26 protein-coding genes are annotated in these 22,213 nt (G+C 65.3%); 17 read left to right on the top strand and 9 right to left on the bottom strand.

Annotated features, from left to right (window positions below; translation table 11 throughout):
* The first annotated feature begins 81 nt into the window (after positions 1-81).
* From J6525_RS08580 to ilvC, 6 genes are all read left to right on the top strand, one after another.
* Entirely contained in the window at positions 82-1,068 is a 987-nt protein-coding gene (locus J6525_RS08580) for a threonine dehydratase (RefSeq protein WP_225643618.1), read from the top strand.
* Between the two features lie 21 nt (positions 1,069-1,089).
* Positions 1,090-1,632, top strand: coding sequence for an acetolactate synthase small subunit (gene ilvN / locus J6525_RS08575; protein WP_016841057.1), 543 nt, complete (start codon positions 1,090-1,092; stop codon positions 1,630-1,632).
* Positions 1,633-1,635: 3 nt separating this feature from the next.
* Positions 1,636-2,331 (top strand): class I SAM-dependent methyltransferase, encoded by a 696-nt coding sequence (locus J6525_RS08570; RefSeq protein WP_225643616.1) that lies wholly within the window; start codon positions 1,636-1,638, stop codon positions 2,329-2,331.
* Between the two features lie 35 nt (positions 2,332-2,366).
* Positions 2,367-3,242 (top strand): EamA family transporter, encoded by an 876-nt coding sequence (locus J6525_RS08565; protein WP_225643614.1) that lies wholly within the window; start codon positions 2,367-2,369, stop codon positions 3,240-3,242.
* A gap of 7 nt (positions 3,243-3,249) precedes the next feature.
* Positions 3,250-3,858 carry a LysE family translocator gene (locus J6525_RS08560; RefSeq protein WP_092089957.1) on the top strand — a complete coding sequence of 203 codons (609 nt, stop codon included), beginning with the start codon at positions 3,250-3,252 and terminating at the stop codon, positions 3,856-3,858.
* A gap of 150 nt (positions 3,859-4,008) precedes the next feature.
* Positions 4,009-5,028 carry a ketol-acid reductoisomerase gene (gene ilvC / locus J6525_RS08555; protein ID WP_018272993.1) on the top strand — a complete coding sequence of 340 codons (1,020 nt, stop codon included), beginning with the start codon at positions 4,009-4,011 and terminating at the stop codon, positions 5,026-5,028.
* Positions 5,029-5,139: 111 nt separating this feature from the next.
* Here ilvC and J6525_RS08550 read toward each other — a convergent pair whose 3' ends face one another.
* Together J6525_RS08550 and J6525_RS08545 are read right to left on the bottom strand one after the other, a co-directional pair.
* Positions 5,140-6,246, bottom strand: coding sequence for a DUF2336 domain-containing protein (locus J6525_RS08550; RefSeq protein ID WP_076824268.1), 1,107 nt, complete (start codon positions 6,244-6,246; stop codon positions 5,140-5,142).
* 193 nt (positions 6,247-6,439) lie between these two features.
* Positions 6,440-7,459: an adenylate/guanylate cyclase domain-containing protein gene (locus J6525_RS08545; RefSeq protein ID WP_225643612.1), complete on the bottom strand. Its 1,020-nt coding sequence runs from the start codon at positions 7,457-7,459 to the stop codon at positions 6,440-6,442.
* A 134-nt stretch (positions 7,460-7,593) separates the two neighbouring features.
* Here J6525_RS08545 and J6525_RS08540 point away from each other — a divergent pair, with 134 nt between their 5' ends.
* The gene (locus tag J6525_RS08540) at positions 7,594-7,995 is read left to right on the top strand and encodes a lysozyme inhibitor LprI family protein (protein ID WP_225643610.1); all 402 of its coding nucleotides are present in this window, start codon (positions 7,594-7,596) and stop codon (positions 7,993-7,995) included.
* A gap of 28 nt (positions 7,996-8,023) precedes the next feature.
* Positions 8,024-8,257 carry a hypothetical protein gene (locus J6525_RS08535; RefSeq protein WP_028342354.1) on the top strand — a complete coding sequence of 78 codons (234 nt, stop codon included), beginning with the start codon at positions 8,024-8,026 and terminating at the stop codon, positions 8,255-8,257.
* Between the two features lie 12 nt (positions 8,258-8,269).
* Here the strand turns inward: J6525_RS08535 and J6525_RS08530 are convergent, their stop codons facing one another.
* Positions 8,270-8,896: a hypothetical protein gene (locus J6525_RS08530; RefSeq protein WP_225643608.1), complete on the bottom strand. Its 627-nt coding sequence runs from the start codon at positions 8,894-8,896 to the stop codon at positions 8,270-8,272.
* A 107-nt stretch (positions 8,897-9,003) separates the two neighbouring features.
* Here J6525_RS08530 and J6525_RS08525 point away from each other — a divergent pair, with 107 nt between their 5' ends.
* From J6525_RS08525 to J6525_RS08505, 5 genes are all read left to right on the top strand, one after another.
* The gene (locus J6525_RS08525) at positions 9,004-9,711 is read left to right on the top strand and encodes a TetR/AcrR family transcriptional regulator (protein ID WP_092089961.1); all 708 of its coding nucleotides are present in this window, start codon (positions 9,004-9,006) and stop codon (positions 9,709-9,711) included.
* 175 nt (positions 9,712-9,886) lie between these two features.
* A complete protein-coding gene (locus J6525_RS08520) occupies positions 9,887-11,599 on the top strand; it encodes a sulfatase-like hydrolase/transferase (protein ID WP_092089962.1) in 1,713 nt (570 codons plus the stop codon).
* 292 nt (positions 11,600-11,891) lie between these two features.
* Positions 11,892-13,070: a COG1470 family protein gene (locus J6525_RS08515; RefSeq protein ID WP_225643606.1), complete on the top strand. Its 1,179-nt coding sequence runs from the start codon at positions 11,892-11,894 to the stop codon at positions 13,068-13,070.
* The gene (locus J6525_RS08510) at positions 13,067-14,053 is read left to right on the top strand and encodes an ABC transporter ATP-binding protein (RefSeq protein WP_092089964.1); all 987 of its coding nucleotides are present in this window, start codon (positions 13,067-13,069) and stop codon (positions 14,051-14,053) included. Before J6525_RS08515 ends, J6525_RS08510 begins: the two co-directional genes overlap by 4 nt.
* On the top strand, positions 14,043-15,005 hold the full coding sequence (locus J6525_RS08505) for an ABC transporter permease (protein ID WP_225643604.1): 963 nt from the start codon (positions 14,043-14,045) through the stop codon (positions 15,003-15,005). The genes J6525_RS08510 and J6525_RS08505 overlap by 11 nt, the downstream gene beginning before the upstream one ends.
* An 18-nt stretch (positions 15,006-15,023) precedes the next feature.
* Here the strand turns inward: J6525_RS08505 and J6525_RS08500 are convergent, their stop codons facing one another.
* From J6525_RS08500 to J6525_RS08490, 3 genes are all read right to left on the bottom strand, one after another.
* Complete coding sequence (locus tag J6525_RS08500; protein ID WP_225643602.1) at positions 15,024-16,583, bottom strand: glycine betaine ABC transporter substrate-binding protein; 1,560 nt, start codon at positions 16,581-16,583, stop codon at positions 15,024-15,026.
* A complete protein-coding gene (locus tag J6525_RS08495; RefSeq protein WP_225643600.1) occupies positions 16,580-17,368 on the bottom strand; it encodes an ATP-binding cassette domain-containing protein in 789 nt (262 codons plus the stop codon). Before J6525_RS08495 ends, J6525_RS08500 begins: the two co-directional genes overlap by 4 nt.
* 147 nt (positions 17,369-17,515) lie before the next feature.
* Entirely contained in the window at positions 17,516-17,731 is a 216-nt protein-coding gene (locus J6525_RS08490; protein ID WP_016844293.1) for a hypothetical protein, read from the bottom strand.
* A gap of 230 nt (positions 17,732-17,961) precedes the next feature.
* Here J6525_RS08490 and J6525_RS08485 point away from each other — a divergent pair, with 230 nt between their 5' ends.
* The 4 genes from J6525_RS08485 (at position 17,962) to J6525_RS08470 (ending at position 20,323) form a co-directional block, all read left to right on the top strand.
* Positions 17,962-18,798, top strand: coding sequence for a hypothetical protein (locus J6525_RS08485; protein WP_026193124.1), 837 nt, complete (start codon positions 17,962-17,964; stop codon positions 18,796-18,798).
* A 112-nt stretch (positions 18,799-18,910) separates the two neighbouring features.
* The gene (locus tag J6525_RS08480; protein WP_225643598.1) at positions 18,911-19,621 is read left to right on the top strand and encodes a hypothetical protein; all 711 of its coding nucleotides are present in this window, start codon (positions 18,911-18,913) and stop codon (positions 19,619-19,621) included.
* Between the two features lie 41 nt (positions 19,622-19,662).
* Positions 19,663-19,935 (top strand): DUF3551 domain-containing protein, encoded by a 273-nt coding sequence (locus J6525_RS08475; RefSeq protein ID WP_092089968.1) that lies wholly within the window; start codon positions 19,663-19,665, stop codon positions 19,933-19,935.
* A gap of 115 nt (positions 19,936-20,050) precedes the next feature.
* Entirely contained in the window at positions 20,051-20,323 is a 273-nt protein-coding gene (locus tag J6525_RS08470; RefSeq protein WP_225643595.1) for a DUF3551 domain-containing protein, read from the top strand.
* A 24-nt stretch (positions 20,324-20,347) separates the two neighbouring features.
* Here the strand turns inward: J6525_RS08470 and J6525_RS08465 are convergent, their stop codons facing one another.
* Genes J6525_RS08465 through J6525_RS08455 form a run of 3 tightly spaced genes read right to left on the bottom strand, consistent with a single transcriptional unit; the run spans position 20,348 to position 22,171 of the window.
* Positions 20,348-21,547, bottom strand: coding sequence for an FAD-dependent monooxygenase (locus tag J6525_RS08465; RefSeq protein WP_225643593.1), 1,200 nt, complete (start codon positions 21,545-21,547; stop codon positions 20,348-20,350).
* Positions 21,548-21,557: 10 nt separating this feature from the next.
* The gene (locus J6525_RS08460) at positions 21,558-21,953 is read right to left on the bottom strand and encodes a hypothetical protein (RefSeq protein ID WP_225643591.1); all 396 of its coding nucleotides are present in this window, start codon (positions 21,951-21,953) and stop codon (positions 21,558-21,560) included.
* Between the two features lie 23 nt (positions 21,954-21,976).
* A complete protein-coding gene (locus J6525_RS08455; protein ID WP_028342366.1) occupies positions 21,977-22,171 on the bottom strand; it encodes an SH3 domain-containing protein in 195 nt (64 codons plus the stop codon).
* Positions 22,172-22,213: the final 42 nt, after the last annotated feature.

Raw genomic sequence — 22,213 nt, 5'->3', positions numbered from 1 at the left:
TATTGCTCTGGAAGCAGCTCCTCACCCCGCAAGAAGCGGGGAGAGGGAACTTATCGCGCGCTCGAATGGAGGGCGGCTCCCATGTTTGACCTCAACGAGCTCGAGCGTGCACACCGGATCGTCGGCACCGCAGTGCCGGCGACGCCGGCGCACACATGGCCGCTGCTGGCGGAGCGGCTCGGCACCGAGGTCGTGGTCAAGCATGAGAACCACACGCCGACCGGCGCCTTCAAGGTGCGCGGCGGCCTGGTCTATCTCGAACGGCTGAAGCGCGAGCGGCCCGACGTTCCCGGCATCATCTCGGCGACGCGCGGCAATCATGGCCAGAGCCTGGCGTTCGCGGCAGGACGTCAGGGCGTGTCGGCGACAATCTACGTGCCGCGCGGCAACTCGGTCGAGAAGAACCGCGCCATGCACGCGTTCGGGGCCGAGCTCGTCGAGCACGGAGACGACTTCCAGGCCGCGCGCGAAGAGGCCGAGCGCCGCGCCCAATTCGCCGGCCTGCACATGGTGCCGTCGTTCCACCCGGACCTCGTGCTGGGTGTCGCGACCTACGCGCTCGAACTGTTCCGTACCGCGCCCGATCTCGACATTCTCTACGTGCCGATCGGGCAGGGCTCCGGCATCTGCGGCTGCATCATGGCGCGCGACCTGCTCGGGCTGAAGACCGAGATCGTCGGCGTGCAGTCGACCGAGGCGCCGTCCTACGCGCTGTCGTTTGCGGCCGGAAAGATCGTCACCACCGAGACCAGCAACACCCTTGCCGACGGCATGGCGACGCGGATTCCGGACGCGGATGCGTTCGCGCTGATCCGCAAGGGCGCCTCGCGCATCGTGCAGGTCAGCGACGACGAGGTCGGGCAGGCGATCCGCGCCTACTGGACCGATACCCACAATCTCGCCGAGGGCGCGGGCGCTGCGGCGCTCGCGGCCGCGCTGCAGGAAAGGAGCAGGCTCGCCGGCAAGCGGGTCGGCCTGATCCTGAGCGGCGGCAATATCGATTTCGATCTGTTCCGGACCTGGATCGGAACGGATGCTGCGCCGGCCGCCCAGCGGGCGGTGGCGTGAACAGAATGTAAGGGGACGACCATGAACCAGCCCGCATCCGCCTATTTCCTCGAAGAGCGTCACGATCCCAACGAGACGCACACTTTGTCCGTGCTCGTGCAGAACGAGCCCGGCGTGCTCGCGCGCGTGATCGGCCTGTTCTCCGGCCGCGGCTACAACATCGAGAGTCTCACCGTGTCGGAGACCGAGAGCCAGAAACATCTCTCGCGGATCACGATCGTCACCACCGGCACGCCGATGGTGATCCAGCAGATCAAGCATCAGCTCGACCGCATGATCCCGGTCTACCGCGTCGTCGACATGACGCTGACCGGCAGCTCGATCGAGCGCGAGCTTGCGATGGTCAAGGTGCGGGGCGGTGGCGATCACCGCGTCGAGGCGCTGCGGCTGGCGGACGCGTTCCGCGCCCGGGTGATCGACGCCACGACCGAGAGCTTCGTGTTCGAGATCACGGGCAATTCGTCCAAGATCAGTCAGTTCATCGACCTGATGCGTCCGCTGGGCCTGGTCGAAGTGTCACGAACCGGGGTGGCCGCGATCACGCGCGGGCCGGAAGGGATGTGAGGCATGTTGGCGCGCGACTGGTACTACACGCAACGGCGGCAGGTCGGTCTCGATACCGCGGTGGCCTCGATCTATGACGTCAGTGAGGACAGCGATGTCCGTGCCCGCCAGGCGCTGTCCATGCTCGGCGTCAAGCCGGGCTGGCGGATCGCCGATATCGGCTGCGGCAACGGCGTGCTGGCCACCGAGGCGGCGTTGATGGGCGCCGAGGTCGACGCCATCGACATCTCGCCGGCGATGATCGGGCTTGCCGAGATCTATGCGCGCGACCGCAAGGCGAAGATCCGGACCCAGCCGGCCGGCCTGCTGTCGTTCGCCTACCAACCGAATTCCTACGACCTCATCGTCAGCGAGTTCACGCTGCACCATCTTCCGGACTTCTGGAAGGCAGTGGCGCTGTCGCGAATCTTCAACGCGTTGAAGCCCGGCGCGAACTTCTACCTGCGCGACATGGTGTTCGTCGGCATGCCCGACGGTGTCGATCGCGATGTCGAAGGATGGGCCGACTTCTCGATCAAGAATCACGGCTTCGAGCGCGAAAGCGTGATCACCCATATGCGCGACGAATACTCGACCTTCGGCTGGGTGATGGAGCGCATGCTGACCGAGACCGGTTTCACGCTGGTCTCCGTCGACTACCACGCGCCCCTGCACGGCACCTATCTGCTGCGCAAACCGAAGCCCGACGAACAGATCTAGATCCCGACCGAAACGGAAGCAAAAGAAGAACAACAATGAAGCCGGCCGATGTTGGCATCGCCGTCATGGTCGCGGTGATCTGGGGGCTTGCGTTCGTCGCAAGCCGGATCGCGCTCGATGAGTTCTCGCCGGAGCTGATGACGACGCTGCGCTTCGCCATCGCCGCGCTGCCGTGCCTGTTCCTGCGCAAGCCCGGCGTTTCCTGGCCGCTTCTGATCGCGATCAGCTCAACGCTGTTCCTCGGCCAGTTCCTCGCACAGGCCTTTGCGATCGCGCATGGCGTTCCGGTCGGGCTTTCCAGCGTGATCGTGCAGAGCCAGGCGCTTTTCACCATCGCCTTCGCCGCCCTGGCCTTCGGGGAAATCCCGACGCGGACCCAGGCGATTGGCATCGCGATCGCCGCGTTCGGCTTGCTGATGATCTGCGGGACGGTCGGTTACGACTTCAGCGTCGCCGCCTTTGCGATCATCATGATCTGCCCGATCAGCTTCGCGATCGGCAACCTTCTGCTGCGGCAGGCGAACGGCGCGCCGATGTTCGATCTGTTCGCCTGGCTGTGCCTGTCCGCCGCGGTGCCGCTTGCGGTGCTGACCTTGATCACCAACGGCCCGCAGCCGACCTGGCATGCGCTGACCCATATGTCGCTGACCGGGCTCGTCTGCATGCTCTGCCTCGGCGGCATCTCGACCAGCATCGCCTACTGGCTGTGGGGCCGGCTGCTGCGGGATTATCCGGCGGCGCAGGTGGTGCCGTTCGCGCTGCTGGTGCCGTTCGTCGGCTCCGCCGCGTCGAGCATCGTGTTCGGCGAGACATTCGGGCCGCTGCGGCTGGCCGGCATGGTCACCGTGATCGCCGGCATCGCCGTGATGCTGCTGTCGAAGCGGCCAAAAGCTCTGCCGAAAGTCGCGTGAGGGCGCCATGTCGAATTCGCTGCTGTTTGCCTTTGTCGTATTCGCGGTCGTGATGTTCTTCACGCCGGGCCCCAACAACATCATGCTGCTGTCGTCGGGGCTGACCTACGGCTTCCGCCGCACGGTGCCCCATATCGCCGGCATCACGGTCGGCTTCGCCTTCATGGTCGGCGCGGTCGGCGTCGGGCTGGGGACCGTCTTCATCGCCTATCCGGTGCTGCAGACGATCCTGAAATATGGCGGCGTCGCCTACCTGATCTATCTCGCCGCCGTCATCGCCATGGCCGAGCCGCCCTCGGCGGACAAGGACGACAGGGGCGGCCGCGGCCCGATGACGTTCTGGGGCGCCGCCATGTTCCAGTGGATCAATGCCAAGGGCTGGGTGATGGTGATCGGCACCATCACGGCCTATGCGGCGATTGCCGCCTTTCCCTGGAACATCGCGATCCAGGTCGGCCTGAGCCTGATCCTGGGCACGGTGTCCTGCATCGTCTGGGCGCTGTTCGGGACCGCCTTGCGGCCGATCCTGACCTCGCCCCGGGCGATCCGCGCCTTCAATGTGGTGATGGCCATCCTGCTGCTGGCCTCGCTCTACCCGGTCTTCATGGACGCATGATGCCGCACCGCGCCATGCGAGATGAGGGTTTCCCCTGAGGGGGAAAATGCTCTAGACAACGCCGGAAATTCGCGGGCGCCCGGCGGTTCTGACCTTCCGAAAGCCTGATTCATCGGCCGATTTTGGCCCCCTTCAAACGAGGAAACCACGATGCGAGTTTACTACGATCGCGATGCCGACCTGAACCTGATCAAGGGCAAGAAGGTCGCCATCGTCGGCTACGGCAGCCAGGGCCACGCCCACGCGCTGAACCTGAAGGATTCGGGCGTCAAGGAAGTGGCGATTGCGCTGCGCAAGGGTTCGGCGTCGGCCAAGAAGGCCGAGAACGCCGGCTTCAAGGTGATGGAAGTTGCCGAAGCCGCCAAGTGGGCCGACCTCGTGATGATGCTGACCCCGGACGAGCTGCAGGGTGACATCTATCGCGAGCACCTGCACGACAACATGAAGAAGGGCGCGGCGCTCGTGTTCGCTCACGGCCTCAACGTGCACTTCAACCTGCTCGATCCGCGCGCCGACCTCGACGTGCTGATGATTGCGCCGAAGGGCCCCGGCCACACCGTGCGTTCGGAATACCAGCGCGGCGGCGGCGTGCCCTGCCTGATCGCGATCGCCAAGGATTCGTCGGGCAACGCCCATGACCTCGGCCTCAGCTATGCCTCGGCGATCGGCGGCGGCCGCGCCGGCATCATCGAGACCACCTTCAAGGAAGAGTGCGAGACCGACCTGTTCGGCGAGCAGGTGGTGCTCTGCGGCGGCCTGGTCGAGTTGATCAAGGGCGGCTACGAAACCCTGGTCGAAGCCGGCTACGCGCCCGAGATGGCCTATTTCGAGTGCCTGCATGAAGTGAAGCTGATCGTCGACCTGATCTATGAAGGCGGCATCGCCAACATGAACTACTCGATCTCCAACACCGCCGAATACGGCGAGTACGTCACCGGTCCGCGCATCGTTACGGCCGAGACCAAGGCCGAAATGAAGCGCGTGCTCGCCGACATCCAGGGCGGCAAGTTCGCCCGCGACTGGATGCTGGAGAACAAGGTCAACCAGACCTCGTTCAAGGCCACCCGCGCCAAGCTCGCCGCGCATCCGATCGAGGAAGTCGGTGCCAAGCTGCGCGACATGATGCCCTGGATCAAGAAGGGCGCGCTGGTCGACAAGAGCAAGAACTAGAACTAGGGCAGAAATTGCAGGGCGAGCGCGGTTCGCTTGCCCTGCACGCCAAAAGCAAAAAGGGTGGGCGCGTTGGCCCACCCTTTTTCTTTGTCACAGAGGGGTGGCGGCCTAGCCGGCCGCCATCGGCTGCTTCTCGATCCTGTTGTGCAGCTGCCAGAACCGCACCGTGCGCTGCGCGGTTTCCAGCGAGAGCCGGCGGTAATCGCGCTGCGCGATCTCGAGCGTCGCATTGTCGAGCGGCAGCGGCAGCGGCCGCTTGCGCAGGATGCTTTCGACCGTCGGCCAGTTGAGCCGCGCCGAGCGGCACGGGATCAGGATCAGGTCGGAGCGAAGGCCGAGCATCAGCCGTTCGATCATCGCGATCGGCATGTCGTTGAGCACGGCGAGCGCGACCGTGACCTCGTCGAGCTTGCCCTCTTCGGCGAATTTGTAGACGGCCGCATCGTCGAGCTCGTTCAGCTGCTTCATCAGCTTGACCAGCTCTTCGGCGATGCCGTAGTTGCGGCGCGGCGCCGCGGCCTCTTCCTGGGCGATGTCGTTCAGCACCTGGCTGATCTCTTCGCGCGCCCTGGGCGACGCGATCGAGAGCAGGCGGGCGCGCACAGTATCCTTGGCGCGCTGCAGCAGGTCGCGCAGCAGCTTGGCCGGAATGTCGATGCGCAGCCCGAGGATCTCGACCAGCTCGTCGTCGCCTTCGGCGCGGGCGACGATGCTGGAATAGCCGTTGTCGGAGAACTGCGCGCCGGCGTTCTTGGCGAGACGCCGGATCACCTTGTCCTCGCCGCGGTCGATGATCACGTCGGTGACGGAAGGCGGCAGGTTTTCCCGCGCGGAGATTGCGAACAGGTGGTCCTGGCCCTTGCTGCTCGCGATCTCGCGCAGGGCGTCGTTTGAGAGGCGGCTGGAGTGGGTCAGCACGTCGCCGGCGACGCTGATGTCGTCGTCCCAGGCGAGGTGCTGGATCACCTCAAACGGCGCATAGTCGAGCGGGGCGAGCCGCTTGCTGAGCTCGGCCCGCGCACGGGTCTCGACGCGCGCGACCAAGAGGCAGAGCACGTCGTCGAACACCTTGACCTGTTCATCGTTGAGGCGGTCGCCGTCGTTCAGGAACAGATCGGTGACCTGCCGCAGCGTCTGCACGCGCTTGGCCGATGTCCCGTCCCGGACCGCATCCTCGAGTTCGGCAATAATCGATTGTGACGCCTGTTGCGCCATCGATGGGCAACCTTGTTTTTGTTGAATGACACCTGTCTGCACACCATGCGGAGCGCGGTCTTACACCTGCGTTAAGGTGGAACCCGGTGCAAATACGGTGTGCGTCGCATCCTTAATAGGCTGCGACCGGACTCGATTCAATGCGCGCTTTCGGCTCAGCGGAAGCTGATGCCGGTGCATTTTAAGAGATCGTTTAGGACGATACGCGCCGCGCGACGGAAAAGATGTCGATCGACGCGGCACGTCCGCGCAATTGCGTCGAGCCGAGCGGCTCGACGACTAAATCGCGGTCCGGCGGCAGCAGGCGCAGCAGGTCGCCCGATACCAGCAGCGGACGGCCGGCCTCCTTGCAATGCGCCTGCAGCCGCGCCGTGACGTTCACGGTGTCGCCGAAATAGGCGATCTGCCGCCGCGAGTCCCCGCATTCCGCGATGACGACCGGACCGGCATGCATCCCGGCCCGAAACGCGGGCACCACGCCGAACTCCTTGCGATATTGATCGGCCCGCTTGGCGAGGCGATCCTCGATCGCGAACACGCAATCGAGATACCGCCGCGATCGTCCGTCGGCATTGACCGGCCAGGTCACGATCACTTCGTCGCCGACATAGGCGTGGACTTCGCCGCCGTGCGACACGATCGGCTCGTCGATGTCGAAGAAGAAGCGCGTCAGCAATTCCTGCACGCGCAGCTCGCCCATCGATTCCGCTAGCGTCGTCGAGCCGACCAGGTCGAGGAACAGCAGCACGCGCTCCTCGCGCACCGGCTGCCGGTAGCGTCCGAGCACGATGCTGAGCAGCGTATGTCCGCCGATCATCCGGACCAACTCGTAGATCGTCGTGATCGGGATCGATAGCAGCAGGCCGACGCCAATGATCTTCAGGAAGGTTTCGCGCATCCACTTGGCTTCGAGCCCATGCCCGTAAAGCACGATTTCCAGCACGATCGCGGCGGCCGCAACGATGACGGCGAGGATCACAGAGCGGCCGATCAGCTCGACGATGAGTGATTGCCGTCGCAGCCAGCCACCACGTGCGGCCAGATAGAGATGCGTCGCCCAGACGATTACCGTGAGGGCTGCGCCGTCGAGGGCGCTGCGCACATAATTCGAGACAGAGGCCTCGTCGGACTCATCGAACGCATAGCGAAACAGCCCACCGACGAGCAGGCCGAACACCGCCAAGACGATCACAGGCGTCACGGCGCGCCGCATGGTCCCTCCTGCATATGAAATATCCTGCGCGGACCGGGAAGGCCAGCCGCGGCGCGACCGGCGGTGGACGGGATGCATCGCGGCGGCACTCATGTATGCTGCGACGACAGGATCGATCGAACAGGGAAAATGGCATGACATCGGCTGTCACCACAGGCGCGTGCAGGCTCATGGCCATTCTGGCGGTTGTCTCCATCGCTTTCACCGCACCGGTTGCCCGCGCCGGCGATCAGAGCGTTGGCGAGCCATCCTGCGACGGCGGCACCTATCAGATGGTCGAATGCCTCAAGGCCAAGACCGCGCAGTGGGACAAGCGGATGAACGTCGCCTACCAGAAGGCGTTGAAGGATGCCGCCGACGACAAGCAGCGCGAACAGCTGCGCACCGCGCAGCGGCTATGGATCCAGTATCGTGACGCCAACTGCCTGTATTACGACCTCGGCGAGGGCACTATCGCCCGGCTCGATGCGGGCGAATGCATGCGCAGCATGACCGAAGCCCGCGCTAAGGAACTGGGGAATCTCGGTCATCAGTGAGCCATCTTCCGGAGTCAGGACCGAGGTCATGACTGATGGAAAGAGCCAGGACGAATTGACCCAGCTTGCGGATGAGGCGTTGCGCGCCCAGCCCGGCTGCGAGACCGCGCGCGTGCCGGCGGTTGCCGCGCTGCCCGATGCGCAGATCGGACGTAACTGGGAGATTCCGAACGTCGTGCTCGGCGACAGCCTGATCAGCGACGTCGACCGCGCGGTGCTGTCGGTTCATCGCCAGCTCGGCCGCAAGTTTCACCTCGTGTGAGGCGACTTGATCTCAGCTCGCCTGCGCCTGCGCCTGACGTGGCGCGGGCCGGCCGGCCATGCTGATCATCCTGAGCGCGAACACCACGGCGAGCGGCACGAGGAATAGCGCATAGAGCGGCATCTCGGGAATCCGCTTGCCGAACGAGACCATGAACTGCAGCAGCAGATAGTAGCCGCCGATCAGATGCTGCCTGCGCCAGGCGCGCGGGCCGAGCAGTGCAGCCGTGCGATCGAACGAAGTCGCGGTCAGCGCGATGATGGCGAGATAGCCGATACCGCCGAAGATGTATGAGACGATCGAGGTCGCGGCCGCAAAGCCGGGCGGATCGAGCATCGCGAAGGCTGCGATCGCGACCGCATGGATGGCGTGCGAGGCCGCGAAGGTGACGCCCAAATAACGGCGGTTGCGGCGCTGCCAGTGCGTCCAGGCGTTCGGCCACAGCCGCGCCAGCGCCGCTGCGGAGAAGGCAAGGCAGAAGAACAAGAGCGAGGTCCGCGCCGTGAAACGGATCACCATCCGCACGCCCTCGACCTCGAATTGCCGCATCGCGGCGATCCAGATCGAAAGCCCGATCAGGGTCAATGTGAGCAGGCCGAACAGCCGCCAGCCCTCGAACCAGTTGCGATGCGTCGCCATATCCCGCCTCCCGTTTATGTAATCACCAGTTACATTTCGTGTCCGCGCGCGGTCAATCCGTGTAATCATCGCTTACATTCACAAGCGGGTGATGCTAGAGGATCGCCATGCGCCGCCCCGCCAAAAGCCCGCCCACCGGCCGCCGGCCCGCCAAGCCGCGTCCGGTCGCGACGCGGGCGCAGGCGGCCAGGCCGTATCACCACGGCGACCTCCGCCGGGTCCTGATCGATGCCGCCATGCAACTGGTCGGTGAGGGCGGGCCGGAGGCGGTCAGCGTCCGCGAGGCCGCGCGCCGCGCCGGGGTCTCCCCGGGCGCGCCGTTCCGGCATTTCCCGAGCCGGGACGCCCTGATGAATGCGGTGGCGGAGGAGGCGCAACGCCGCTTTCGCGCCGAGATCGAGGCGGCGCTGGCCGAGGCGCCGTCAGGCGATCCGCTCGGCCGCTTCCGCTATCTCGGGATCGCCTATCTGCGCTGGGCGATGAAGAACCCGACCCATTTCGAGATCATCTCCAGCCGCCGCTTCTTCGACCACGACAGCTCGGCCGCCGTCTCCGGCGACAATGCCGAGTTGATCGGCCTGACCGAGCGCACGCTGGCGGAGGCATTTTCAGCCGGCCAACTCGGGACGCGCGACCTCAGGCAGGTCCAGATCGCCGGCCGCGCGCTGGTCTATGGCTTCGCGCGGATGCACATCGACGGTCATTTGCCGCGCTGGGGTGTCGGCGATGCGGAAGTCGAGCAGATGGCTGCCGACATCGTCGATCTCTTCATCGCGGGTATCGCGAGCCACGCTGCGCCGGCCGCCAAGGTTTAACGCACGCGCGCTGCCTGCCGCGGCCAGGCCTGCCTGGGCAGGCAAATTCATTGCGCGTTCATGACGATTCAATTACGGTTTTGTGACGCGGCCCAGACACCGGCTGTGCCGCGTGCCTCCTGGCCGTTGCCAGTCAAGGCGGTGGCATTGCGCCGGGTTGTATTGCGTCCCGCCCATGGCGCCCGCGCCTCAGCAGAACTCCTCCGTTGCCGCACTGGCCGGCGGTCTTGCCGCGCTCGGCATCTGGCGGTTGATGGCGGTCGCGGCACCGCATTTCGGCGCGCTGATCCTGATGCTGCGCACCGAGACCGATTTCGGCTCGCGGCTTTGCTTCCTGCTCACCTGGGGAATCCTGAACTTCCTGTTCATCGCGCTGCTGCGCCGGCCGGCGCTGTCGGGCGCGCTGTCGCTGACACTGGTCGTGGTCTTGGTGCTGCTGTCGCGCTTCAAGCACGACGTGGTGCAGATGACCGCGAACTTCGTCGACCTGATGGTGATTGACCGCGACACCGCGGCGTTCCTGCTGACGATCTTCCCAAGCCTGCGCTGGTCGATCATCGGCGCCGGCCTCGTCACGCTGCCCCTGATGTACGCGCTGTGGTGGCTCGATCCGTTCCGCATTCGCCGCCTGCCGGCTGCGGCGGCGTGCCTTGCCTGCACCGCGGCGCTCTCGGGCTATGCCTTCGCCTGGCCGGACGAGGCCTGGCGCGGCTATTACGACGACGGCTACCTCTCGAAGTTCGCGCGTTCCGGCGTCACGGCCGTGTCCGATTTCGTCGCCTATGGCTTCATGGAGTCGGATCCGAGCGCGAGCGATCAGCTCAAGATGCCCCTGGTCGATGCCTGCCATCCCGCCGGGCGGCGGCCGAACATCATCATGATCCATGATGAATCGAGTTTCGACATCCGCGCCGCCTCCGGCGTCAAGGTGCCGCCGGGCTATGGCAGCCAGTTCAAGTCCTATGACGGCGTCGAGCGTAAATTCCTCGCCGAGAGCAATGGCGGGCCGAGTTGGTTCACCGAGTACAACGTGCTTGCGGGATTGTCCTCACGCTCGTTCGGCCGGTTCTCCTATTTCGTCACCCGCATCGCATCGGGACGCGTGGAGCGCGGCCTGCCGTTGGCGCTGCGCCGCTGCGGCTACGACACGCTCTCGCTCTATCCCGCATTCGGCGCCTTCATGAGCGCGCGCAACTTCCAGACCACGACCGGCATCCAGCGCTTCTACGACGCGCATGACCTGCATGCGAAGGATGTCGAGCCCGACAGCTTCTTCTACGACAAGGCGCTGAAGCTGATGGCCGAGCAGAAGACGTCAGGCACGCCGCTGTTCGCCTTCGTCTATCTCGCCGCCAATCATTTCCCCTGGGAAACCAAATTTCGTCCCGAGTTGCTGCCGTCGTGGAAGCGGCCGGGCAATACGCCCGCGGTCGACGAATATCTGCGCCGGCAGGCGATGAGCGCTGGCGACTATGCCGGCTTCGTCGCGGCGCTGAAGAAGAAGTTTCCGGCGCAGCCTTTCCTGATCGTGCGTTACGGCGATCATCAGCCGGAATTCTCGCCGCAGTTGCTCGATCCCGATCTCGACGAGGCCGGCATCGGCAAGAAGCTGATGGATTACGATCCGCGTTACTATGCGACCTACTATGCGATCGACGCCGTCAACTTCGAACCCGTGAAGAGCCCGGCGGTGATGGACACGATCGACGCCGCCTATCTGCCGCTGGTGATTCAGGAAGCCGCGGGCATTCCGCTCGATCCGTCGTTCGAGGAGCAGAAGGCGATCATGCTTCGCTGCAACGGCGCATTCTATTCCTGCAAGGACGGCGCAGAAGCACGCCGCTTCAATCGCCTGTTGATCGACGCGGGGATCATCAAGGGACTTTGAGCATGCTTCGCGGCCTTCGGGCTAAGGCGGAAGCAATCCATTGTCGCCAACCGCAACTGCGCTGCGAGCTCCTCGTGACAACCGCTCCGCACATCACAGCGATCGCATCGTGAACTAGACTAACGTCGGTAGACGAAGGTCGTCGCGCGAAACCGCGCGCATTACTCATTTGTAATTACGCCGCCGAGATTTCGTCACGATTGTTGCGATTATCTGTCGCGCCGCTGCCACGGTGTTCATCAGCGCAGCGTCAAGTCAGCCAATCCCGCCCTTCTTGCAGGAGTGTTTGCCCATGCGAGCGCTCGATGTTGCGCGCCTTGTCGCCGCCTTCGGACTTGCTATCCCCCTTGCCGTTCCCTCAGACTCCGCCGCGGAGCCGCCGCACGATATCAAGGGGCTCTACTTGATGACGGACTATCCGGCCGTCACCATCAGGCCCGGCACCACCTCCAACATCTCGCTGCGTCTGCAGAATTACGATCTCGGCCCGCAGCGCTACAAGCTATCGGTCGGGGGCGTGCCGAGTGGCTGGACTGCGACGCTGCTCGGCGGCGGCCAGCCGGTCGCGGCCGCGATGCCGGCGCCCGACTCCAGCGTGCCGCTGCAGCTCCGGCTCGACGTGCCAGCCAACGCTTCGCTCGCCGAGCAGACCCTGACGGTGAAGGCCGAAGGGCAGGGCAGCGAGGCGACGTTGCCGATCGTGGTCGCGCTCGCCAAGGAGTTGCCGGCAAAGCTGACGGTGACGTCGAAACTTCCCGAATTGCGCGGCAGCCCGAAATCGAATTTCGAATACACGCTGACCATCAAGAACGACAGCGGCCGCAACCTGGTCGCAAGCTTCGCCGCGGCGGCGCCGCAAAACTTCGAGACCTCGTTCACCGAGGCCTATGGCACACAGGAATTGTCGTCGATCCCGATCGATGCCGGGCAATCCAAGGACATCAAGCTCAAGGTGCGGCCGCCGAGCGCGATCGATGCCGGGCATTTCCCGGTCAAGGTCACCGTCAACGCCGAGGATGCGTCGGCGCAGACCGAGGTGGCACTCGACGTCGCGGGCCAGCCGCAGCTTCAGCTCTCCGGCCGTGACGGGCTGCTGAGCGCGCGTGCGGTCGCCGCCGAGCAGAGCACGATCCCGGTCGTGGTCACCAATAGTGGCACTGCGCCGGCCGACAACATCGAGCTCGCCGCGACGGCGCCGAACGGCTGGAAGGTCACGTTCCAGCCCGCCAAGATCGAGCGTCTGGTACCCGGCAAGGACACTGAGGTTCAGGCGCTGGTGACGCCGAGCGACAAGTCGCTCGCCGGCGACTACCAGCTCGCGATGCGCGCTACCTCGCGCGGCGAGACGGCGTCGAGCCAGTTCCGCGTCACGGTGAGCACTTCCACCGTCTGGGGCATGGCCGGCGCCGGGGTGATCGGCGTCGCGCTGCTGTTGATGCTGGGTGCGGTTGCGAGGTTCGGACGGCGATGAGCGAGCAGCGGAACAACAGTGCTGCAACACGGCCCGACACCGTCATCGCGGCACGCGATCTCACCAAGCGCTACGGCAAGACCAGCGTCGTCGACGCCATCAATTTCGACATCGCCAAGGGCGAGGTGTTCGGGCTGCTCGGCCCGAACGGCGCCGGCAAGACCACGACCATCCTGATGATGCTCGGCCTCACCGAGATCTCGGCCGGCCGGGTCAGCGTGCTCGGCTTCGATCCCGCGCGGCAGCCGTTGCAGGTCAAGCGGCGGGTCGGCTATCTGCCCGACGCTGTCGGCTTCTACGACCACCTGACTGCGGTGGAGAACCTCGCTTACGCCGCCAAGTTGATGGGCCTATCGATGGCCGAACGCTCGCGGCGGATCGCGGCGGCGCTCACCCGCGTGCGTCTGCTCGACGTCGCCGACAGGCGCGTCGCGACGTTTTCGCGCGGCATGCGGCAGCGGCTCGGGCTCGCCGAGATCATCGTCAAACGCGCCGAGATCGCCATCCTCGACGAGCCGACCACGGGTCTCGACCCGCAGGCGACGATTGAATTTCTCGACCTGATCAGGGAGTTGAAGGCTGAGGGCGTTACCGTGCTGCTGTCGTCGCACATGCTCGACCAAGTGCAGCGCGTCTGCGATCGCGTCGCGCTGTTCCGGGCCGGGAAGATCGCGATGATGGGTTCGGTGGCCGAGCTCTCGGTCCAGGTGCTGGGCGCTGGCTTCGTCGTCGAGGTCGAGGCCGACGGCGCGGGCATTGCGCGGCGGCTCGCGGCGATCCCGGGCGTCGGCAATGTCGAGACGCTCGCCGATGACCGCTTCCGCATGACCGCCGACCGCGACGTCCGGGCCGATGCCGCGCGCGCGGTGGTCGCGGCCAACGGCGCGTTGCGGCGGCTCTCGGTCGACGAGCCGAGCCTCGAGGCGATCTACGCCCATTATTTCCAGGCCACCCCGTCAGGAGGCGTGCGCGATGCGGCGTGAAGGTTCAGCATTCCAGGGCGTCGGTGCCGTCTTCGTCAAGGAGCTGTCGGACAACATCTCGAGCGTCCGCATGCTGATGCTCGAGCTTCTGATCGTGCTGACCGCGATGGCGGCGCTCTATGAGGCGATCGTCGCGCTCCGCCAGAACACCGCGGAGGATCCATTCCTGCTGTTGCGGCTGTTCACGGTGAGCCAGGCGCCGCTGCCGTCCTTTGTCGCCATCCTCGGCTTCCTGATTCCGCTAATGGCGATCGGGCTCGGCTTCGACCTGATCAACAGCGAGCACAACCGGCGCACGCTGTCGCGGATTCTGGCGCAGCCGATCTATCGCGACGCGCTGCTGCTCGGCAAATATCTCGCCGGGCTCGCGACCATCGCGATCAGCCTCACCGCGCTGTGGCTGCTGGTGATCGGCCTCGGCCTGATCTTCCTCGGCGTTCCGCCGGGCGGCGAGGAGATCGCCCGCTCGCTAGCCTTCCTCGTGATCGCGATCTTCTATGCAGGGGTCTGGCTGTCGCTCGCGATGCTGCTCTCGATCGTGTTCCGCTCGCCGGCGACCGCGGCATTGGTGGTGCTCGGCATCTGGTTGTTCCTGACCGTGTTGTGGCCAATGCTGGCGCCCGCGATCGCCCAGGCCATCGTGCCGCCCGATCCGCGCTTCGCCGCGCTCGGCCTCGATACGCCGGGCACGGCGATCTGGACCCAGCTGCTGCAGCGCTTCTCGCCCAATGATCTGTTTGGCGAGGCGATGCTGGCGGTGCTGTCGCCGACCACGCGCACGCTCGGCCCAATGTTCCTCGACCAGATCCGCGGCGCCGTGATGGGGGCCCCGTTGCCGTTCGGCCAGAGCGTGATGATCGCCTGGCCGCAGACGGTCGGCCTGATCGCCTGCACCATCGTGCTGTTCGTCGCCGGCTACGTCCTGTTCCAGCGCCAGGAGGTCAGGGCCTGAGGCGCAGAGCGCGGCCGTTCAGTGGGGCCCAATCTTGTCCCACAGCCAGCGCGCCACGGCGTCGGGCGACGATGATGCGTCATTGCCCGACGCGCGCAAATTCGCCTCGCGCATCCCGGCGATATCGATCTTGCCGAGCAGCGGCCGCAGCGCCGCCTTGAGCGTCTCGTCGTCGCGCCGCTTTGGCGACAGCAGGACGATGGCGTCATAGGGCGGGATGGCGTGCCTGTTGTCCTCGAGCGTGACAAGATCGTATTTCGCGATCAGTCCGTCGCTGGTGTAGCCCGCGATCACGTCGACCTCGCCGGAGGCAACCGCCGCATACATGAAATCCGGCTGCATCTGACGCTGGGCGCGGAACGTCAGCCCATAAGCCTTCCGGATGCCGGTCCATTCCGGCCGCGAGAAGAATTCATAGTCTCCGGCGATCGACATCGTCGCCGCGCGTGACGCGAGGTCGGCGATCGAATGGATGCCGAGCTCTTCGGCGCGCTTCCTCGGCATCACCAGCGTATAGGCATTCTCGAAACCGAGCTCGCCGAACAGCGTGATGTCTTGCTTCGCCAGCGTTGTCTGCAATTCGCCCAACAGCTCGGCGCGGGGCTTGATGTCGGTGTGGTGGAACTGGTTGGCCCACAACGTTCCGGAATAGTCGACATAGACATCGATATCGCCGGCCGCGAGCGCGTCGAAGATCACGTTGGAGCCGAGGCCGGCGCGGGTCGTGGCCGGAAGGCCGGCCGCCTGTAGCCGCTGCGCGATCAACGCCGACAGCACATATTGCTCGGTAAACGTCTTGGCGCCGACCACGATGCCCGCATGCGGGCGCGCGATCGCGGGCACCAGCGTCGTCGCGATCAGGGCGGCGATACCGAGCCCGCCGAGCGCCGTCCGGATGCGGCTGCGATTGCGCAAGCCGTTCTCGATCAGCGCCAGCAATTGGTCAACCACAAGCGCGAGCACGGCCGCAGCGAAACAGCCGAACAGCACGAACACCCAGTTCTGGGTCTGCAATCCCGCGAAGATATAGTTGCCGAGGCTGGTTTGGCCGATCGGCGTCGACAAGGTGGCGGTGCCGATCACCCATACCGCCGCGGTGCGGATCCCGGCCATCATCACCGGCAGCGCCAGCGGCAGCTCGACCATGGTGAGCGATTGCCGCGGCGTCATGCCGACGCCCTGGGCGGCTTCCAGCACCGCCGGATCGACCCCGGACAGGCCGGTGATGGTGTTGCGCAACACCGGCAGCATCGAATAGAGAGCGAGCGCCAGCACGGCGGGCAGGAAGCCGAAGGCGGAGAAGCTGAAGCCGAGCCACGCCGCGGTCAACGCGGCGAGCGCCAGCAGCAGCGGATAGAACAATGCGAGCAGCGCGAGACCGGGCACGGTCTGCACGATGCTGGCAAGCCCGAGCAACGTCGTGCGCAGCACCGGCCGGTTACGCGCGATGATCGCAAGCGGCAGGCTGATCAGAAGCCCGAGCGCCAGCGCGGCGACGCTGACCCGCACATGATTGCCGAGATAGTCGGGCAGATGGGAAAGCGCCTCGGTCCAGCGCGGATCGGCTGATAGAGTCATGCCGTGTCGCCCCGCGGCAGCAAAGCGCCCAGGCGTTCCGCCTGCCGCCGCGGCGTGCGCATCAGTTCACCGACATAGCCATCGGTGCTGGCCGAGAGTTCCGCCGGCGTGCCCTGGGCCAGCAGCCTGCCGCCGCGCATCACCGCGACACGATCGGCCAGCAGCAACGCCTCGGTCATGTCGTGGGTGATCATGACCGTGGTCAGGCCGAGCTCGTGGTGCAGCGTTCGATAATCGTCGCCGAGCGCGTCGCGGGTGAGCGGATCGAGCGCGCCGAACGGCTCGTCCATCAGCACGATGCGCGGCTTCGCAGCCAGCGCACGCGCGACGCCTATGCGTTGACGCTGGCCGCCGGAGAGTTCGTGCGGCAAACGCTCGCGATATTGTGAGCGGTCGAGCCGCACAAGGTCGAGCAGTTCATCCACCCGCGCCGCGATCTCCGCCTGCGTCCAGCCGAGCAGATGTGGCGTGATGCCGATGTTGTCGGCGACGGACAGATGCGGAAACAGCCCACCGCTCTGGAAGACATAGCCGATGCGGCGCCGCAGCAGGATCGGGTCGATGCGGCTGACATCCTCACCCTCGACCGCGATCCGGCCGTGGTCGGCTTCGATCAGGCGATTGGCGAGCCTCAGCAGCGTCGTCTTGCCGGAGCCCGAGCCGCCGACGATCGCCAGGAATTCACCCTCGGCCACGTCGAGCGAGACGTCGTCGACCGCCACCACGCGACCACTGTCAAAACTCTTGCCGACATGCGCATAGGCAATCAGCGGCGTTGCGGGCATTCCAGGGCGACCTCATGTCTCACCGTCGTTAACGACAGTGATAGCCCATAAATTGGACTTTGACTCGAGGCGCGGGCGCCTGCGCGGTGGTTTCGCAGGCTGTTCCGGTCGAAGCGGATCAGCCCCGTCCGGGGCTGTGAGCACACATCACACTTCGTTTTTGGGTACGTACTTGCCCATGATGCATTTATAGCTCTGCAGGTGCCATTCGTGATACGGCCCCTTGGCGAGCCAATCGGCGATGCCGATCTGCGCATTCACTGCGCAGGCGCCCATGGTGATGCCGGATTGGTCACTCGTGGTGACGACCTTTTCCATGCAGAGTTGAGCATTGCAGAGGATGGCGACGAGCGTAACGAGCATGACGGCCTTTATCAGTGGGGTTAACCCGGTCTGACCCGAATCATGCAGGGTTCATGCCACTATCAGCAGCTCTGGCGTCGCAGCCGACAAGACCGGGAAAGTACGGCCGGAGCGAATCGTCACGCCCGTCAGCGCGTAGCCGCACGCCCGTAGATACGCTATAGTCGCTGCCCAACTACGGCGTGAGATCGGGGCGAGCGAGGAACGTTGCGCGGTCGGGGGCTGCATCGATGATGACGTTACCTGAGTTGGCGGCAGGTGCTTTGGAGAAGTTTCTCGCCACGCATGTCAGCCGCACCTTCGGCGCTTCGCAGGCGCGCTTCGGTGAACTCCTGCCTGCCGCCGCGCGCATCGCGCTGGAATGCATCGGCAACAGCGACGCGCTCTACCACAATGTCGAGCACACGATGCTGGTCACGCTCGCCGGGCATGACATCATCCGCGGCCGCGCGCTGCACACCCACGTCACCGCCGAGGATTACACCCACACCATCATCGCCTGCCTGACTCACGACATCGGCTATGTGCGCGGACTTTTGAAAGGCGATGGACCCGATGGCTACGTCATCGATGCCTCCGGCAACAAGGTGGTGCTGCCGCGTGGCTCGTCGGATGCCGGCCTGATGCCGTATCATGTCGACCGCTCGAAGCTGTATGTGCTCGATAGGCTCGAGGCCGTCCTTCCGCTCGATCGCGAGCGCGTCGCGCGCAACATCGAGGGCACGCGGTTTCCGGCGCCCGAAGGCCAGCAATATGACGATGAGGCGTCGATCGTCCGGGCGGCCGATTTCATCGGTCAGCTCGGCGATCCCAACTACATCAGGAAGGCCAACGCGCTCTATCACGAGTTCGAGGAGGTCGGCATCAACCGCCAGCTCGGCTATGAGTCGCCGGCCGATATCGTCGACCGCTATCCGCAATTCTACTGGAACATGGTTGCGCCACACATTCAGGGCGCCATCAACTGCCTGAACATGACGGCAAGCGGCCGCCAGTGGATCGCGAACCTCTATAGCAACGTGTTCCGCGCCGAGCGCGAGGTGACGCTGTCCGGCCCGCAAATCTGACGCCGCGGCCTTTCAGCACGGATTGTACTGCGTTCCCCAGCCGTTCGCGGGGTGTCCACATTTAGGCCTGCTTCGTCGTTGCACAGTCCGTGGAAATCAGCGACCTTGCGCCATGGACCCCTCCAGCGACCGTGTTTTCGACCGCTTCAGCATGATCCCCCGTTTCGCTCAATTGATTGCGGCTGCCGTCCTCTGCTGGCCGGCGCTGGCCGTTGCCGCCGGTCCGGTCTACGACGTCGATCTGTACGCGTTGATGTCCGGCACTTGCCGCAATGTCACCGTCGCCGGTCGCAGCTACACCTGCAAGGCAGTCGCTTACTTCCACACCCTGCGCGGCCGTTCCGAATTCACCGTGGTGCTCGACGATCCCGCCGACAAGAGCCACATCATCTCGTTCTCCGGCGAGAGCACCGAGCGCACCCAGGACAATCTGTTCGAGCTCGCGGTTGACCGCATGTTGCTGAAGTCCAGCGACCGCCCGCGGGTGGATGGTCTGCCGGTGCCGCTGGTCGAGATGTCGACGGGCTCATGCCGTCAGGTCGGAAGCTTCATCACGCGGCAGGTGTCCACCATCACCTGCGCCGCCACCGACCAGAACGGCAAGAAATACGAGCTGAGCTTCGAGTCGGACGGCTCGCCGATGACGTTGCGGCGGTTGCGGCAATCGACGCTGCCGTCCGAACGGCAGCGGGCGCGCCAGATCGCGCAGCTCGAATGCCGTCTCAAGGCGCGCGCCGCGCAAGTGCTGCCGCGGGACACGACGGCCTTCATGATCCGCTGCCTCGGTGAGGGCGACGGCAAGCCGGCCGACGAACAGCGATAGCCACGCGCCCGGCGATCCGGACCAGGCTTGAGGAGAATTCGATGCGTTTGAAATTCATCATCATCGCCGCCCTCGGCGCCGGTCTCGCCGAGCCCGCCGCCGCGCAAATGTACGATCCGAACTATCCGGTGTGCCTGGAAGTCTATGGCGGCAGGCTGACGCCCGAGTATATCGATTGCAGCTACACGTCGCTTCCGCAGTGTCAGGCGACGGCCTCGGGGCGCTCCGCGACGTGTTCGGTCAATCCGTTCTACAAAGGTCCGAAAAAGCCGCCAAAGCAACGGGGGCAGCGACAACGCCAGTCCGCCAACTAGCGCGCTCAGGCTTGCCGCCTGCCGTCGCTCAAGACTGTATGGCCGTCGTGTCCCCAGTGCGGTTGACTAACTACGGCAGTTGTGAGGAAACGGTCCGAGCAATAAGGAGAATCCGATGCGCCTGAAACTTTTGGCGATCGCTGCGTTCGCGGTCGCGCTGGCCCGACCTGCCGCCGGACAGGCCTATGATCCGAACTATCCGGTCTGTTTGCATCTCTATAACGGGCCGATGGCCGGAGACCACATCGATTGCAGCTACACCTCGATCCCGCAGTGTCAGGCGACGGCATCGGGTCTCTCTGCGATGTGCATCGTCAATCCCTTCTTCGCTCCTCCGCCACCACCCCCGGAACGTCCAGTGCGCCGCGGACGCCATCCCGTTCAGTGAGGCGGGCCCGCGAAACTCGTCCCGTCAAAGCGGCACACGCAGGGCATCGTGGGTGAACAGCCAGTCATAGCGCTCGCGCACCCGGTCCGGTTGCCATTCGCGCGAGACATAGGCATCGGCGCCTTCGGCGTCGGCGAGTGCCGGATTATGGAAGCGCCTGGCATTCTCGGCCGACTTCACCACGATCGCGTTCGTCCGCGTCAGCCGCGCGGCCTGATAGCGCTGCAGCGCTTCCTCGGGCGGGAAGCGTTCGAGGCAGCGCGCCAGCACCATGCCATCCTCGATCGCCATGTTGGCGCCTTGCGCCAGGAACGGCAACGTCGGATGCGCGGCGTCGCCGAGCAGGCAGGCGCGCCCGACGACGAAGCGATCGAGCGGGTCGCGGCCGAGCAGCGCCCATTTGTAGGGAATATCGAGGCTCGCGATAATGGTGTGGATCTGCGGATTCCATCCGGCAAAGGCTCCGCTGCAGGCCTCGCGCGTGCCGCGTTCGGTCCACGATTCGACCGACCAGCTCTCACCCTCGAAGATACCGACGAAGTTCAACAACTCGCCGCGGCGAACCGGATAGGTGATGACGTGGCCGCCCGGGCCGATCCAGTTGGTGCCGACGTCGCGCCTGAGCGGTGGCGGTAGCCGTTCCATCGGCACCAGCCCACGCCAGGCGGCCACGCCCGAAAAGAACGGCTTGGTGTCGCCGCCGATCTGCCGGCGAATTGCAGAGTGTACGCCGTCGGCGCCGACCACGACGTCGCCGCGCCGACGCTCGCCATTGGCAAGGTGCAGCCAGATGCCGTCGTCGTCCTGATCAAATCCGGTGCAGCGGCTGCCAAGATGCAGCCGCCCCGGTGCTCGAGCCGTGAATGCGTCGACCAGCACGCGGTGGAAGTCGCCGCGATGCACCATCCAGTAGGGCGCGCCATAGATCGCGCGCGAGGAGGCGCCGAGGTCGAACAGTTTCCAGGTCCGCCCGGTGCTGAACAGCCTGATTTCCTTGCCCGAGGGCTCGCAGGCGATGGCCCGCATCTCCTCCTCGAGCCCGAGCGCGATCAGGACGCTGGTGCCGTTGGCGCTGAGCTGGACACCGGCGCCAAGCTCGCGCAGCTCGGACGCCTGCTCGAAGATCTCGACTTCGATGCCACGCTGCAGCAGCGACAATCCGGCGACGAGACCGCCGATCCCGGCGCCGGCAATCAGGACCTTTGGCTTGCGGTGTGTACTCACGCGAACACCGCTATCTGCGCGTGATCAGGAAGTCGTCGGTGAATTCGCCACGCGACAGCTTGACCGGGATCTCGCCGTCACTGCCGATCTCGACGATCTCCGAGCCGGACTTGCTATCCTCGGGGGTTAACAGCTCGATGCGCTCGGCGATCCGCTCCGCCTGCCAATCGGTCAGCTTCCAGGCAAACCGGCCGCCGAGATCGCGCATGCCGAATTCGTCGTCGGCGGGCGCCAGCACGAGCGCGTCGCGCGAGACGGCGCCGGGAATCCGCTCCGCCACGGCAATGCTCTGCGGGTTCTCGGCAAAGTGGCGCAGCAGCATCGCCAGGGCGGCGAGATCGGCGGCTTCGCCGAGGAACAGGAACAGCGGATGAAAATCGCTCGGCATGTATTCAAATCGCAGCATGATCGTCGGTCCGTTGACTGGAACTACTCGCTGAGCACCTTGATGACGTCCTGGGCGTGGCACAGCTCCACCGTGCCGACGTCGGCGGGCCGGGCAGGGCACTCCAGATAGCGCACCTGCAACCACTGGCCATCGTCCATGTTCTCCACCACTTCGGCGACGACGCCGGCCTCGAGTTTCAGCCGCGTCCCCACCTTGATCGCCATCACGTCAATCATCGCTACCCCTGCTACGCTTGGCCCACTCGGAATTGGCCTCGT

Origin of the sequence: Bradyrhizobium australafricanum (genome assembly GCF_020329495.1) — a bacterium.
GTDB lineage: Bacteria > Pseudomonadota > Alphaproteobacteria > Rhizobiales > Xanthobacteraceae > Bradyrhizobium > Bradyrhizobium australafricanum.
Note: the sequence above shows the minus strand (reverse complement) of the source record. Positions and strands in the feature narration are given on the sequence as shown.